General features: G+C 72.6%; 12 protein-coding genes. 8 read left to right on the top strand and 4 right to left on the bottom strand.

Annotated features, from left to right (window positions below):
- Together ACLJPY_RS03990 and ACLJPY_RS03985 are read right to left on the bottom strand one after the other, a co-directional pair.
- The gene (locus tag ACLJPY_RS03990; RefSeq protein ID WP_410586629.1) at window positions 1-801 is read right to left on the bottom strand and encodes an SDR family NAD(P)-dependent oxidoreductase; all 801 of its coding nucleotides are present in this window, start codon (window positions 799-801) and stop codon (window positions 1-3) included.
- Between the two features lie 13 nt (window positions 802-814).
- Entirely contained in the window at window positions 815-1,513 is a 699-nt protein-coding gene (locus ACLJPY_RS03985; protein ID WP_410586628.1) for an SDR family NAD(P)-dependent oxidoreductase, read from the bottom strand.
- A 113-nt stretch (window positions 1,514-1,626) separates the two neighbouring features.
- Between ACLJPY_RS03985 and ACLJPY_RS03980 the strand changes: the two genes are divergently transcribed.
- Together ACLJPY_RS03980 and ACLJPY_RS03975 are read left to right on the top strand one after the other, a co-directional pair.
- The gene (locus ACLJPY_RS03980; protein WP_410586627.1) at window positions 1,627-2,406 is read left to right on the top strand and encodes a MoaF C-terminal domain-containing protein; all 780 of its coding nucleotides are present in this window, start codon (window positions 1,627-1,629) and stop codon (window positions 2,404-2,406) included.
- A gap of 3 nt (window positions 2,407-2,409) precedes the next feature.
- A complete protein-coding gene (locus tag ACLJPY_RS03975; protein WP_410586626.1) occupies window positions 2,410-4,014 on the top strand; it encodes an amidohydrolase in 1,605 nt (534 codons plus the stop codon).
- Window positions 4,015-4,091: 77 nt separating this feature from the next.
- Here the strand turns inward: ACLJPY_RS03975 and ACLJPY_RS03970 are convergent, their stop codons facing one another.
- A complete protein-coding gene (locus tag ACLJPY_RS03970) occupies window positions 4,092-5,531 on the bottom strand; it encodes a GMC family oxidoreductase (RefSeq protein ID WP_410586625.1) in 1,440 nt (479 codons plus the stop codon).
- A 138-nt stretch (window positions 5,532-5,669) separates the two neighbouring features.
- Here ACLJPY_RS03970 and ACLJPY_RS03965 point away from each other — a divergent pair, with 138 nt between their 5' ends.
- The 6 genes from ACLJPY_RS03965 (at window position 5,670) to hpaD (ending at window position 12,758) form a co-directional block, all read left to right on the top strand.
- Window positions 5,670-7,106, top strand: coding sequence for an aldehyde dehydrogenase family protein (locus ACLJPY_RS03965; protein WP_410586624.1), 1,437 nt, complete (start codon window positions 5,670-5,672; stop codon window positions 7,104-7,106).
- Between the two features lie 74 nt (window positions 7,107-7,180).
- Window positions 7,181-8,602 carry a fumarylacetoacetate hydrolase family protein gene (locus ACLJPY_RS03960; protein WP_410586623.1) on the top strand — a complete coding sequence of 474 codons (1,422 nt, stop codon included), beginning with the start codon at window positions 7,181-7,183 and terminating at the stop codon, window positions 8,600-8,602.
- The gene (locus tag ACLJPY_RS03955) at window positions 8,584-9,252 is read left to right on the top strand and encodes a GntR family transcriptional regulator (RefSeq protein ID WP_410586622.1); all 669 of its coding nucleotides are present in this window, start codon (window positions 8,584-8,586) and stop codon (window positions 9,250-9,252) included. The genes ACLJPY_RS03960 and ACLJPY_RS03955 overlap by 19 nt, the downstream gene beginning before the upstream one ends.
- A 16-nt stretch (window positions 9,253-9,268) precedes the next feature.
- On the top strand, window positions 9,269-10,216 hold the full coding sequence (gene dapA / locus ACLJPY_RS03950; protein ID WP_410586621.1) for a 4-hydroxy-tetrahydrodipicolinate synthase: 948 nt from the start codon (window positions 9,269-9,271) through the stop codon (window positions 10,214-10,216).
- On the top strand, window positions 10,213-11,721 hold the full coding sequence (hpaE, locus tag ACLJPY_RS03945) for a 5-carboxymethyl-2-hydroxymuconate semialdehyde dehydrogenase (protein WP_410586620.1): 1,509 nt from the start codon (window positions 10,213-10,215) through the stop codon (window positions 11,719-11,721). Before dapA ends, hpaE begins: the two co-directional genes overlap by 4 nt.
- Window positions 11,718-12,758, top strand: coding sequence for a 3,4-dihydroxyphenylacetate 2,3-dioxygenase (gene hpaD, locus ACLJPY_RS03940; RefSeq protein WP_410586619.1), 1,041 nt, complete (start codon window positions 11,718-11,720; stop codon window positions 12,756-12,758). Before hpaE ends, hpaD begins: the two co-directional genes overlap by 4 nt.
- Here hpaD and ACLJPY_RS03935 read toward each other — a convergent pair.
- Window positions 12,741-14,591 (bottom strand): S9 family peptidase, encoded by a 1,851-nt coding sequence (locus tag ACLJPY_RS03935; RefSeq protein ID WP_410586618.1) that lies wholly within the window; start codon window positions 14,589-14,591, stop codon window positions 12,741-12,743. The two genes, hpaD and ACLJPY_RS03935, sit on opposite strands and share 18 nt — an antisense overlap.
- Window positions 14,592-14,593: the final 2 nt, after the last annotated feature.

Below are 14,593 nucleotides of genomic sequence, written 5' to 3'. Positions count from 1 at the left end.
TCACATCCCGGCGCGCTCGAAAGCCAGGGTCGGCAGGTCCACCGCGTGGGCACCGCCGTCGGCGACGAGCACCGCGCCGGTGATGTACGACGACTCCGCCGAACCCAGGAACCGCACGATCGCCGCGATCTCCGCCGGCTCGGCCGCGCGGCGCAGCGGCACCTCGGCCGTCACGCGCCGGTAGCCCTCGTCGTGGCCGCCGGTGAACCCGGCCGCCGCGGCGAACTGCGCCATCTCGCCGTCCGCCATCGGCGTACGCACCCAGCCCGGGCACACCGCGTTCGCCCGCACCCCACGCGGCCCGAAATCACGGGCGATCGAACGGGTCAGGCCGATCAACGCGTGCTTGGCAACGGTGTAGCCGGCGACGTTCGGCCCGGCGAACAACCCGGCCAGCGACGACACCACCACCACCTGCCCACCCGTCTCCACCAGCGACGGCAGCGCCGCCCGGCAGAACACGAACGCACTCGACAGGTTCGAACGCAGCGCCAGCTCCCACTCGTCGTCCCCGGTGTCGACCACCGACGACAGACCGTGCCCGCCCGCGTTCGCCACCACGACGTCCAGCCGCCCGAACTTTCCGACGATCTCGGCGATGGCGGTTTCGGCGTCCCCGCGCACACTCGCATCCCCGACGATGACGTGCGCACCCGTCTCCGCAGCCACCTCCTCCAACGGCTCCCGCCGCCGGCCGAGCACGACCACGCGCGCACCCTCGCCCGCGTAACGACGGGCGACCGCCGCGCCGATACCCGTACCGCCGCCGGTGATCGCGACGACCTTGCCTGATGAGTCCACTGTGGATCCTTTCCTAAGCGGGGAACGCCGAACGCGCCGACATCCCGAAATCGGCCAGCAGAGCCTGGCCGTTGACCGGCCGCGAAGCCGGGGACGCGAGGAACAGCACCTGCCGGGCGACGTCCCCGGCCGCCTGCACCGGGAACGCGGGGTCGTCCAGAACGGCACCGAGATCGGCGCGCGCCATCGGCGTGTCCACCACCGACGGGCAGACGCAGTTGACCCGGATGCCCGGCACCTCCACGGCCAGCGCCCGGGTCATCGCCACCACCGCACCCTTGGACGCGCAGTAGGGCACCATCCCCGGCGCCGCCGCGAACGCCGAATCGCTGCCCAGCAGCACCACCGCACCGCCGTCGCCCAGCCACGGCAACGCGTGCTTGACCAGCAGGAACTGCCCGGTGACGTTGACCGCCAGCACCCGCGCCACCTCCTCGGCCGTCGTCGCCGTCAGCGGCGTCCCGACCGGGCCGGAAATCCCGGCGCACCCGACGACGACGTCCAGACCGCCGAACCGCCCGGCCACCGCGTCCACCGCAGCCGCCAACGCCCCCTCGTCGGTGACATCCGCCTGGACCACATCGGGCCCGGCCTCCCGGTCCACGACACCCACCCGCGCCCCCTCGGCCCGGAACGCCCGCACACAAGCCAGCCCGATGCCGGACGCACCGCCGGTCACCAGGACCGCCTTCCCGGCGAGATCGCTTCGCATCCGCCCATCCTCACCGCCCGCGCCGCCGACGCGGTTGGCCCCGAGCGCAGCGTTGTTGTCCACCCCCGCACGAGCGGTACCGCACGCGACGACCACCGCCGAAACTCGACCGGGTGAGCACGCTCTCCGACACCACCACCTGGCTCCCCCTCGACGGCCTCGCCCCCGGCTTCGACGCCAACAAAGCCCCCGTCACCGGCGACCTCGACGGCCGCGCCTTCGACCTGCACGACGACGCCCACGACGCCGACGGCCACACCATCACCTTCACCGGCACCACCGTCACCTGGAACGGCACCGCCACACCCGCCGAAACCTTCCTCGTCGACGACGACCTCTACTACGTCCAGCTCCACCCCGCCGCCCGCGAAGCCGTCTCACTCCTGCTCGACCTGCGCAACGGCCGCGCCCTCGTCATCACCACCACCATCGGCGACCACGGCACCCCCCGCGTCACCCAGCAGTTCCGGCCCGCCACCCTCGCCGGCACCGAAACCCACGGCGAACCGATGGCCCCCACCACCGCCCTCATCGGACGGCGCGTCCTCTGGACCTACAGCCGCGAACACGCCTACGAACACGTCTACCTCAGCCCCCACTGGTACACCTGGCAATGCCTCGCCGGCCCCGAACGCGGCCTCGCCGACACCGACGAAAACACCGTCTCCCAAATCCGCCCCGGCATCCACGTCTTCGCCTGGCGCGAAAAAGTCATCCCCTGCGCCTCGGTCACCGTCGCCGACCACCGCAACGCCCGCCACCTGCGCTCCCACGGCGTCCTCTTCGGACTCGACGGCACCGGCCAACACCCGACCCACTTCACCTTCGGCGCACACGGACGACTGCTCAGCACCACCGTCCACCCCGCCGGGCTCGACCCCGCGGAGGACTGAACCGTGCCCGCCGACCTCCTCCTGACCAACGCCGTCGTGTACACCCTCGACCCCACCCGGCCCTGGGCCACCGCCCTCGCCGTCTCCGGCGGCAACATCACCTCACTCGAAGACACCGGCCCCGCCACCGAAATCCTCGACCTCGACGGCGCGTTCGTCATGCCCGGCCTCGTCGACGTCCACAACCACCACGCACTCGCCGGCCGCGCCGAACTCTTCGAACTCACCTTCGGCGCCGACGCCGACCTCCCCGACATCCTCGCCGCCGTCCGCACCCGAGCCGCCTCCCTCGGCCCCGACGACTGGCTCACCGGCGGCGCCTGGGCCTCCACCCTCGTCTCCCGCCTGTCATCGGCCGACGCCCGCCACGCACTCGACGACGCCGCAGGCGGCCGCCCCGTCTCCCTCTCCGACGACAGCAGGCACAACCGCTGGGTCAGCACCCGCGCCCTCCACCTGGCCGGCATCACCGCCACCACCCCCGACCCACCCGGCGGCGTCATCGTCCGCGACGGCGACCAACCCAGCGGGCTCCTGCTCGAAGCCGCCGGCGTCCCGGTCGAACGCCTGGCCGGCACCCTCACCCCCGCCCAGCACCGGCGCGCGTCGCAGCGCGCCATCGAAATCCTCCACGGCTACGGCGTCACGGCGTTCCAGGACGCCGGGGTCTCCACCGACATCCTCGCCGCACTCCACTCCCTCGACCTCGACGGCCAACTCGACGCCTGGGTCGTCTCCTCACTGCTCGTCAACGACCCCATCTTCGGCGTCGACCCCATCGGCGCACCGCTGCTGGACGTCGCCCAGCACTACCGCACCGAGCACCACCGCCCCGACTTCGTCAAGATCTTCCTCGACGGCGTCCCACCGACCCGCACGGCCGCCTTCCTCGAGCCGTACCTGCCCGACGACACCCACGGCCCCTGCTTCCACGGCACGACCACGATGGCCCCCGACGAACTCACCGAATGGCTGCTCAAAGCCGCCGACGCGGGCCTCTCGGCGAAAGTCCACTGCACCGGCGACGCCTCCGTCCGCCAGTTCCTCGACGCCGTCGAACAGGTCCGGGCCGCCGGCTTCGCGGCCACCCGCTTCCAGGTGGCACACGGCCAGTTCGTGCACCCCGACGACCTCCCCCGGTTCGCCGAACTCGGCGTCGCCGCCGACATCTCGCCGTTCCTCTGGGTCCCCGGCGTGATCCCCTCGGCGATCGCGGACGTCCTCCCACCCACCCGCGCCGCCCGGATGCAGCCGAACCGGACCCTGCTCGACACCGGCGCGCTCGTCGCGGGCGGATCGGACTGGCCGGTGAGCGAGTCCCCGAACGCGTGGGAGGGCATCGCCGGGCTCGTCACGCGCCAAGACCCGCACGGCCGCCGTCCCGGCGCGCTCTGGCCCGAGCAGGCGATCACCCTCGCCGAGGCGATCGAGGTGTTCACCCTCGGCGCGGCACGCGCGTGCGGGCTGGACGACGTCACCGGCGCGCTGACCCCGGGCCGGTCGGCGGACTTCGTGGTGCTGGACCGCAACCCGTTCCGGACCGCGCAGGTGGCGCAGACCCGGGTCGTCGAGACGTGGTTCGCCGGGCGGCGCGTGTTCCAGCTCTGATCCTCAGCGGTTTTTGATTCGGTCGAGTCGATTTTTTCGACTTGATCGAATCGGTATAGGACGTTATACAGCAATGGTCAGCTTCCGATGAGGAACCGGGCGGCCTGCTCGCCGACCAGCACCGCCGGTGCGTTGGTGTTGCCCGTCGTCACCCGGGGCAGCACCGAGGCGTCGGCGACCAGCACGCGGTCCAGGCCGTGCACCGCCAGCTCCGGGTCCACCACCGCGTCCGCGCCGGTGCCCATCCGGCAGGTGCCGACCTGGTGGTGGTAGGTGATCGCCGTCCGGCGGACGTAGTCGCGGACGTCGTCCTCCGGTGCGGGGTACACCGGACGCGCGCCCCACTCCCCCGCCAGTGCCGGAGCCCGGCCGACTTCGAGGCACTGCCCGACCGAGGCCACCAGGCTCTCGAAGTCGGCGGGTTCGGCGAGCGCACCGAGGTCGATCCGCAGCTCGTCGTCCGGCGCCGGCCCCGACAACCGCAGGCTTCCGCGGCTCTCCGGCGTCACCATGCCCGCCATCAGCGAGAACCCCGTCGGCGGCCCGGACATCCACGGCTCGTACATCGGCACGCTGAAGCAGATCGGCTGTGTGTCGGGCACCGCGAGCCCCGCGCGGCTGCGCCAGAACCAGTGCACCTGCGTGACCGGCCGGCCGGGTGACGGCACGACCTCGCGGGACGTCGAGAAGATGACCGGGGAGAGCAGGTGGTCGTGCAGGTTGCGGCCCACGCCCGGCAGGTCGGCGACGACGTCGATGCCGAGCGCCGCCAGCTCGGCCGCCGGGCCGACGCCGCTGCGCAGCAGGATCGCCGGGGACGCCAGCGCGCCCGCGGCGAGCACCACCAGGTCCGCCGACAGCTCCTGCAGCACGCCGTTCAGCGACACGACCACACCGGTCACGCGGGAGCCGGAGAACCGCAGCCGGTGCACCAGCGCTCCCGTGTGGACGGTCATCCGCGAAGCCACCGGCGAACCGTAGGCGTGCCAGGTGTTGAACCGCCGTCCGGCGCGCAGGGTGATCTGCTCGACGGACACACCGTCGAGGGTTCCGCTGTTGTAGTCGGAGTTGACCGGCAGGCCGATCTCGCGGCAGGCGTCCACAATGGACTGCTGAACCGGGTGCAGCGGCTCGTTCGGGACGACGTCGAGCAGGTCCTGCTCGATCCGGGCGAACACCGGCTCGACGTCTGCCCAGCGCCAGCCGGGCAGGTCCCAGCCGTCGTAGTCGGCCGGGGCGCCGCGGACCCAGATCATCGCGTTGAGCGCGTGCGAACCGCCGAGCACGCGGCCCCGCGGCAGGTGCAGCCGCCGGTTCGCCGCGTGCTCCTGCGGGACCGTGTACAGGTCCCAGTCCTCGGGGCCGTGCCACAGTTCCCCGGCGCGCGACGGGTCGTGGATCGCCGGGTTGGCGTCCGCTCCCCCGGCCTCCAGCAGCGTCACCGCCGCGCCCGCGTCCACCAGCCGCCGCGCCACCACCGAACCGGCGGAACCGGCGCCCACCACGATCACGTCCATGCGGCTCAGCCTGACGCGTGCCCCGGCGGCCCCGCGAGATCCCTTCGCCGTCGGTCAACGGGCGTGCGGGAGCGGACAAGACCCGGAGCGCTCCGCCGCCCGATACTCGGCTCACCCCAGGCCGAGGAGGACGACGGGATGGCGACACGCCTCTGCATCGACGGACAGTGGACCGAAGCCGGCGGCGGCGCGCTCCCCACGTACGACCCGGCCACCGGGCAGGTCATCGACGAGGTCGGCACGGCGTCGCGGGCCGACGTCGACGCCGCCGTCGCGGCCGCCCGGCGAGCGCTTTCCGCGCCGGCGTGGGCCGGGCTGCTGCCGGTCCGGCGGGCGGCGCTGCTGTTCCGGCTGGCCGACCTCGTCGAGCAGCACCACGAAGAGCTGGCCCGGCTGGAGACCCGCGACCAGGGGCAGCCGATCGGGGTCTCCCGGCAGGTCAGCGTCACCGGCGCGGCGGAGCACTTCCGCTACTTCGCCGGCTGGGTGACGAAGCTGCAGGGCACCACGAACCCGGTGTCCTTCCCGGACACCCTGCACTACACCCGCCGCGAACCGGTCGGGGTGAACGCGCTGATCACGCCGTGGAACTTCCCGCTGATGATCCTCGCCTGGAAGCTGGCGCCGGCCCTGGCCACCGGCAACACGGTGGTCATCAAGCCCAGCGAGGTCACGCCGCTGACCAGCATCCGCCTGGTCGAGCTGGTCCACGAAGCCGGGATCCCGGACGGTGTGGTCAACCTGGTCACCGGCGACGGCGCGGTCGGCGCCTTCCTGACCGGGCACCCGGACGTGGACCACGTCTCCTACACCGGCTCGACGGCGGTCGGGAAGCTCATCACCGCGGCGAGCGCGGCGTCCAACCTCAAGCGGCTCACGCTCGAACTCGGCGGGAAGGCCCCGAGCATCGTCGCGGCCGACGCCGACATCGACGCCGCCGTCGCGGGCAACCTCGCCGGGGCGACCCTCAACACCGGCCAGGTCTGCGCGGCCTACACGCGCTTCTACGTCGACCGCAGGCGCGAGCAGGAGTTCGTCGACAAGCTCGCCCGCGGCCTCGACGGGCTCCGGCTCGGTCCGGGCGTCGAGGAAACCACGCAGCTCGGCCCGCTCGTGTCGGCCAAGCACCGCGAACACGTCGACTTCCTCGTGAGCACCGGCCGCGAGCAGGGCGCCGAGCTGGTCACCGGCGGCACCCCGGTCGACGGCGACGGCTACTTCTACGCCCCGACGCTGTTCGCCGGCGTCCGCGACGACATGGCGATCATGCGCGAGGAGATCTTCGGCCCGGTACTGGCCGTGACCGCCTACGACGACGCCGACGAGCTCCTGGCGCGCGCCAACGACACCGAATACGGCCTGGCCGCCACGGTGTGGACCCGCGACATCCGCACGGCCCAGCGGTACGCCGACGGCATCCGGGCCGGCGCGGTCTTCGTCAACATGCCCCCGATCCCGGACATGGCGGCGCCCTGGGGCGGCTACAAGGCGTCCGGCTGGGGCCGCGAAATGGGGCCGTGGGCGCTGGACGCCTACACCGAGGTCAAATCCGTCTGGCTCCACTACGGCAGCTGAACCGGGGGTTTCCCCGGGCCGTAAATCGTATATGATTTGAGATACCTTTCCGATACCGGCAGGCAGGACCACGGATGACGTCCCTCCCCGAGCGGCCCGGCAAGATCATCGCGCTCCACCTCAACTACCGGTCCCGCGCCGCCCAGCGCGGCCGGGTGCCGGAGCAGCCCTCGTACTTCCTCAAGCCGCCGACGTCGGTCGCGGCGAGCGGCGCGGTGCTCGAACGGCCGGCGGGCACCGAACTGCTCGGCTTCGAAGGCGAGATCGCGCTGGTCATCGGGCGCACCGCCCGCCGCGTCACGCCCGAAGCGGGCTGGTCGCACGTCGAGGGCGTCACCGCGGCCAACGACTTCGGCGTCTACGACCTCCGCTACGCCGACAAGGGCAGCAACCTGCGGTCCAAGGGTGGCGACGGCTTCACCCCGCTCGGCCCCAGCGTCATCCCGGCGGCGGCCGTCGACCCGGCCGCGCTGCGGCTGCGGACCTGGGTCAACGGCGAACTGGTCCAGGAGGACACCACCGATGACCTGCTGTTCGGCTTCGGGCGCCTGGTCGCCGACCTGTCGCAGCTGATCACCCTCGAACCCGGCGACGTCGTCCTGACCGGCACACCCGCGGGCGCGTCGGTCGCCGTCCCCGGCGACCTCGTCGAGGTCGAGGTCGACACCGCCGGGCACACCACCGGACGGCTCGTCACGCCGATCGCCGAAGGAACCGTCCCCTTCGGACCGTTCGGCGCGCTCCCCCGCGTCGACGAGCAGCAGCGCGCCGACGCGTACGGGACGGCCGAGCCCGGGTTCGAGCTGACCGCGTCGCTGAAGGCCCGGATCGAGTCCGTCGGCACCGCGACGCTGTCCGCGCAGCTGCGCAAGCGCGGCTACAACGCGGTCTCGATCGACGGGCTCACCTCGACGAAGCCGGGCGCCCGGCTCACCGGACGGGCACGGACCCTGCGCTACCTGCCGTACCGGGAGGATCTGTTCAAGGCGCGCGGCGGTGGCTACAACGCGCAGAAGCGCGCGATCGAGGGCCTCGGCCCCGGCGACGTCCTCGTCATGGAGGCCCGCGGCGAACGCGGCACCGGCACGGTCGGCGACATCCTCGCGCTGCGGGCGCAGGTGCGCGGCGCGGCCGGGATCGTCACCGACGGCGGCGTCCGCGACCTCGCCGCGGTGTCCGCTCTGGCCATCCCCACCTACCACGCCGGGCCGCACCCGGCGGTGCTCGGACGGCGGCACGTGCCGTGGGACGTCGACGTCGCGATCGCCTGCGGTGGCGCCGCGGTGTGCCCCGGCGACGTCATCGCCGGTGACGGCGACGGGGTCCTCGTCATCCCGCCGGAGCTGGTCGAAGAGGTGGTCGACGCGGCGATCGAGCAGGAGCGGCAGGAGGCGTTCATCGCCGAGCAGGTCGCCGCGGGCGAGCGCGTCGAGGGCCTCTACCCGATGGACGAGCACTGGCGCGGGAGGTACGCCGCATGGCTCGCGAAACGGTGAACGGCGCCGCGATGAGCAAGTCGCGGATCGCCTACCAGTGGATCAAGACCCGGATCGCCGACGGCACCTTCTCCCCCGGCTACCGGCTCGTCCTCGGCCAGCTCGCCCAGGAGCTCGGCGTCAGCGTCGTCCCGATCCGCGAGGCGATCCGGCTGCTGGAGGCCGAAGGGCTGGTGACGTTCGAGCGCAACGTCGGCGCGCAGGTCGCGATGGTCGACGAGAGCGAGTACCAGCACACGATGCAGACCCTCGCACTCGTCGAGGGTTACGCCGCCGCGCTCGCCGCACCCGTCCTCCCGCCGGGTGCGCTGGCCGAGGCCCGGGCGCTGAACGCCGAGCTGGCGGACTGCCTCGGGCACTTCGAACCGGCCCGGTTCACCGGCCTCAACCGCGCCTTCCACGCCGTGCTCTTCGACGCCTGCCCCAACCCGCAGGTCCTGGACCTGGTCCGGCGTGGCTGGGACCGGCTCAGCGGCCTGCGCAGCTCGACGTTCAGCTTCGTGCCCGGGCGCGCCCGGCAGTCGGTCGCCGAGCACGAAACCATCCTCGGCCTGCTCGAGAGCGGTGCCCCCGCGGCCGAGGTCGAACAGGCCGTCCGCGCCCACCGGCTGGCCACCCTGGACGCCTACCTCGCCTACCGCCGCCACTGACCCAGGAAGGAACCCCATGCGCTTCCGCTCCGACCCCCAGGCCGTCCGCGGGTCGATCGCGCCGCTGATGACGCCGTTCACCGCCGAGGGCGCCGTGGACCACGCCGGCCTCGAAAACCTCGTGCGCTGGCAGCTCGCTTCGGGCACGCACGGCATCTCGATCGGCGGCTCCACCGGCGAACCCGGCTCGCAGACGGTCGCCGAACGCGCCGAGGCGATCCGCACGGTCGCCGCCGCGGTCGGCGACCGCGTCCCCTTCGTGCCGGGCACCGGCTCGGCGAAGCTCGACGAAACCCTGGAGCTGACGTCACTGGCGCGCGACGCCGGGATCGACGCCGCGCTCGTCATCACGCCGTACTACGCCCGGCCGACGCAGGACGCGCTGTTCGTCTGGTACCGCACGGTCTGCCGCGAGTTCCCCGACCTGCCGATCGTCGCCTACAACGTGCCGAGCCGGACCGCGGTCGACCTCGCCCCGGAGACCGTCGCGAAGCTGTTCCGCTCCTGCGACAACTTCGTCGGCATCAAGGAGACGACCAAGGACTTCGAGCACTTCTCCCGCGTGCTGCACCTGTGCGGCCGGGAGCTGCTCGTGTGGTCCGGGATCGAGCTGCTCTGCCTGCCCCTGCTGGCCCTCGGCGGGGCCGGGTTCGTCAGCGCGACGGCGAACATCGCGCCGGCCGCGTGCGCCGAGATGTACACCGCGTGGCAGGCCGGCGACCACGAACGGGCGCGGGAGCTCCACTACGGCCTGCACCCGCTCGTCGACCTGCTGTTCGTCGAGACCAACCCGGCACCCGGCAAGTGGGTGCTCGAGCAGCGTGGGCTGATCGCGTCCGGGCACGTCCGGCCGCCGCTGATCCCGCCGACCGAATCCGGCGTCGCCCGCATCACCGAGCTGATGGCCGAAGGCACGAAGCACCTCACGCCGGCCGACGGCTTCACCGTGGAAGGAAAGCAATGAGCCACTACGTCCCGGACGGACTGCCGGGCGCGCTGAAGCACTACATCGGCGGCGAGTTCGCCGACAGCGTCTCGGGCAAGACGTTCGACGTCCTCGACCCGGTGTCCAACACCCCGTACGTCACGGCGGCCGCGGGCCAGGCCGAGGACGTCGACCGCGCGGTCGCCGCCGCGCGCACGGCGTTCACCGAAGGCCCGTGGCCGCGGCTGCTGCCCCGGGCCCGCGCCCGGGTCCTCAACAAGATCGCCGACGCCGTCGAGGCCCAGGACCGGCGGCTGGCCGAGCTGGAGACGTTCGACACCGGCCTGCCCATCACCCAGGCGCTCGGGCAGGCCCAGCGCGCGGCCGAGAACTTCCGCTTCTTCGCCGACCTCGTCGTGGCGCAGGCGGACGACACGTACCAGGTGCCGGGCCGGCAGGTGAACTACGTGCACCGCAAGCCGGTCGGGGTCGCCGGGCTGATCACACCGTGGAACACCCCGTTCATGCTGGAGAGCTGGAAGCTCGCGCCCGCGCTCGCCTCGGGCTGCACGGTGGTGCTCAAGCCGGCCGAGTTCACGCCGCTGTCGGCGAGTCTCTGGGCGGGCATCTTCGCCGACGCCGGGCTGCCCGACGGGGTGTTCAACCTGGTCAACGGCTACGGCGAAGAGGCGGGCGACGCGCTGGTCAAGCACCCGGACGTGCCGCTGATTTCGTTCACCGGCGAGACCACGACCGGGCAGACGATCTACCGCAACTGCGCGGCGCACCTCAAGGGCATGTCGATGGAGCTGGGCGGCAAGTCCCCGGCGATCGTGTTCGCCGACGCCGACCTCGACGCCGCCCTCGACTCGACGCTGTTCGGGGTGTTCTCGCTCAACGGCGAGCGCTGCACCGCGGGCAGCCGCATCCTGGTCGAGCGCCCGGTCTACGACGAGTTCTGCTCCCGGTACGCCGAACGGGCGGCGAACATCGTCGTCGGCGACCCGCACGCCCCGGCCACCGAGGTCGGCGCGCTCGTGCACCCCGAGCACTACGACAAGGTCATGCGGTACGTCGAGCTGGGCAAGACCGAGGGCCGGCTGCTCGCCGGCGGCGGCCGTCCGGCCGGCTTGGACAGCGGCAACTACGTGGCCCCGACGGTGTTCGCGGACGTGCCGTCGACCGCGCGGATCTTCCAGGAGGAGATCTTCGGGCCGGTCGTCGCGCTGACGCCGTTCGACACCGAAGCGGAAGCGCTGGCACTGGCCAACGACGTCAAGTACGGTCTGGCCGCCTACCTCTGGACGTCGAACCTGCAGCGGGCGCACACCTTCGCGCAGTCGGTCGAGGCCGGGATGGTCTGGCTGAACTCGCACAACGTCCGGGACCTGCGGACCCCGTTCGGCGGGGTCAAGGCCTCCGGCCTCGGCCACGAAGGCGGCTACCGCTCCCTCGACTTCTACACCGACCAGCAGGCCATCCACGTTTCGCTCGGGCCGGTCCACACGGCCCGCTTCGGCGCCGTCCGGAAGGGACAGTCATGACCACCACCCCGCCGGACGTCCTGCGCTGCGCTTATGCCGAGCTCGTCGTCACCGATCTGGCCGCGTCGCGGGCGTTCTACGTCGACGTGCTCGGCCTCGTGGTCACCCACGAAGACTCCGAGGCCTTGTACCTCCGGGCCTTCGAGGAGTACCTGCACCACTCCCTGGTGCTGCGGAAGGGCGCCACGCCGGCGCTCGGCGTGCTGGCCTACCGGGTGCGCAGTGCCGCCGACCTGGACCTGGCGGAGGCGTACTACCGCACGCTCGGCTGCCGGGTCGAGCGCCGCGCGGCCGGGGCCACGCGGGGCATCGGCGAGGCGGTGCGCGTGCTGGACCCGCTCGGCTTCCCGGTGGAGTTCTTCCACGAAGCCGAGCACGTCGAGCGGTTCACCCAGCGCTACGACGTCCACGGCGCCGGCGCACTGTCGCGGTTGGACCACTTCAACCTGGACACCCCGGACGTCCCGGCGGCCCGGAAGTACTACGAGGGACTGGGTTTCCGCGTCTCGGAGGACATCCAGGACGACGAGGGCACGGTGTACGCGGCCTGGATGTTCCGCAAGCCGACGGTCCACGACGTCGCCCTGACCGGCGGAGACGGCCCGCGGCTGCACCACATCGCGTTCGCCTCCCACGAGCGGCACCAGATCCTGCACATCTGTGACCACCTGGGCGCGCTGCGCAAGCCCGGGATGATCGAGCGGGGGCCGGGCCGGCACGGTGTGTCGAACGCGTTCTACCTCTACGTCCGGGATCCCGACGGGCACCGCATCGAGATCTACACGCACGACTACTACACGGGCGACCCGGACAACCCGGTGATCACCTGGGACGTCCACGACAACCAGCGCCGCGACTGGTGGGGCAACCCGGTGGTGCCGAGCTGGTACACCGACGCGTCGGTCGTGCTGGACCTCGACGGCGCGGTGCAGCCGGTCGCCGAACGGGCCGAGCCGCGAGAAGCCGACGTCACCATCGGCGCCGACGGCTTCTCGTTCAGCGGCGGGGCGGAGTTCAAGCTAGGCGAGCAGGTGTGAGAACCACTCGCGGGTGCGGTGGAGGAAGTCGAGCTGGTGGGCGCGTTCGCGCAGCGAGTGACCCTCCCGCGGGTAGACGACGAACTCGTGCTCGCGATCGCCGAGGGCGTGGTGCAGGAGCTCGGCCTGCGACAGCGGAACGTTCGTGTCGTCCTCGCCGTGCAGGATGAGGACCGGCGTCGCGATCCGGTGCGCGTAGGTGATCGGGCTGGTTTCCCGGCTGCCGAGGGCCAGCTCGAAGCGGCCGTGTTCACCGGTCGCGGCGAGCAGGGGCCAGTCGATGACTCCCGCGTTGACCACGGCCGCCTTGAAGCGGTCCGTCTGCGTCACGGCCCAAGCGGCCACGAACCCGCCGTGGCTGCCGCCGCCGATCCCGAGCCGGTTCTCGTCGGCGACACCCGCCTCGACGAGGTGGTCGATGCCGGCGAGGAGGTCGGTGAACTCCGCGCCTCCGACGTCACCGGCGACGCACGCTGCGAAGGCGTGCCCGTGGCCGAGGCCGCCGCGCGTGTTCGGGAGGAACACCGCGAACCCGGCCGCGGCCAGCCACTGGCCGCAGCGGAACCAGCCGAGCTGAAACCGGTCGGCGTAGCGGTCGTACGGGCCGCCGTGGACCAGGGTGACGAGCGGGAAGGGCCCGTCGGCGCGGGTCCGGCCCGGCGGGAGGACCAGGAGGCCGTCGAGCGCCAGGCCGTCTTCGGCCCGGTAGGCGAGGCGTTCCTGAGCGCCCCACCGGATCCCGGGCAGCGGCGGTTCGACGAGCGGAGTGAGCGGGCCGCCGGGTGGTCCGATCTGGACGGCGTCGGGTTCGGTGGCGGTGCTGGTGACGACGGCGATCCGGCCGGCGCTCGCGCTCAGGTCCTGCAGGCTGCCGGGTGCGAGGCCGAGTTCGGTGAAGGCGCCGGTGGCGGGGTCGAGGCGCCGGATCGTGGTGTCGAGGCCTTCGGCGAAGACCGCCAGCAAGCCGCCGTCACCGGACTCGGCGAGTTCGGTCGGGCAGCAGCTCATCCCGGCGGTGAGGTTCCGGTGCTGATCGGCGTCGAAGACCGCGTTGCCGCCGATGAGGCCGGGCGGGGTCAGGCCGAGGTAGGCCAGACGCCACCCGGTTTCGTCCCGCCACCAGGTCGGCGAGCTGGCCTCCAGCGCCGGGACGCCGAGCTCCTGCCGGGCACCGGTGGCGGGGTCGACGAGGTGGAGACCGGGTTCGAAGAGCCCGGGCTCGCGATCGGCGACGGACCAGGTGACCACGGCGAGCGTGGCGCCGTCCGGCCGCGCGGCGGCCTCGACGACGTGCCGGGAGCCGAAGTCACCGAGGGGGCGGACCGCGCGCGTCCGGGGATCCAGGGTCCACAGCCGGTCGGGTCGCGCGGCAGTGTCCCAAGTGGGCGCCTCGGCACTGCCCGGGCGCACGACGCGGACCCGGGGATCGGCCGCCTGCGCGTTCTCCTCGGGCGCGATGAGCACCACCGAACCATCAGGCAGCAGCACGAAGCCGCGGATTCCCGGCGGCCACGTCGTCAGCTGCTCCGGTGCGCCGCCCTCCCGGCCGGCCCGGTACAGCTGCGCCGTCCCGGGTTCGGCGCGGTCGGAAAGGAAGCAGACCCACGCGGAATCCGGCGACCACCGCGGCTCCCGGTCCTCCGCCGCACTCGGCGCGAACGCCCGAGGCAGCTCACCGCCGTCCGCGGAGGCGAGCCACAGATCGCTGACCGGGTGTGCCCCGGCCTGGCCGACCGGCGCACTCGCGAACACCACCCACCGGCCGTCCGGCGACAGCCGCGGTGTGCGCGGCACCAGCCGGTCGACCACGGCCTCCGCCGTCAGCTCCCCCACGG

Origin of the sequence: Amycolatopsis sp. lyj-23 (genome assembly GCF_046549135.1) — a bacterium.
In the GTDB taxonomy this organism is placed as follows: domain Bacteria; phylum Actinomycetota; class Actinomycetes; order Mycobacteriales; family Pseudonocardiaceae; genus Amycolatopsis.
The sequence above is the reverse complement of the archived record's forward strand: the minus strand, read 5'-3'. Positions and strand labels throughout refer to the sequence as shown.

Coding starts and splice junctions, on each gene's coding strand:
- ACLJPY_RS03970 (WP_410586625.1), bottom strand. CDS start 5,531: ATGGACGTGATCGTGGTGGGCGCCGGTTCCGCCGGTTCGGTGGTGGCG.
- hpaD (WP_410586619.1), top strand. CDS start 11,718: ATGACCACCACCCCGCCGGACGTCCTGCGCTGCGCTTATGCCGAGCTC.
- hpaE (WP_410586620.1), top strand. CDS start 10,213: ATGAGCCACTACGTCCCGGACGGACTGCCGGGCGCGCTGAAGCACTAC.
- ACLJPY_RS03965 (WP_410586624.1), top strand. CDS start 5,670: ATGGCGACACGCCTCTGCATCGACGGACAGTGGACCGAAGCCGGCGGC.
- ACLJPY_RS03955 (WP_410586622.1), top strand. CDS start 8,584: ATGGCTCGCGAAACGGTGAACGGCGCCGCGATGAGCAAGTCGCGGATC.
- ACLJPY_RS03985 (WP_410586628.1), bottom strand. CDS start 1,513: ATGCGAAGCGATCTCGCCGGGAAGGCGGTCCTGGTGACCGGCGGTGCG.
- ACLJPY_RS03960 (WP_410586623.1), top strand. CDS start 7,181: ATGACGTCCCTCCCCGAGCGGCCCGGCAAGATCATCGCGCTCCACCTC.
- dapA (WP_410586621.1), top strand. CDS start 9,269: ATGCGCTTCCGCTCCGACCCCCAGGCCGTCCGCGGGTCGATCGCGCCG.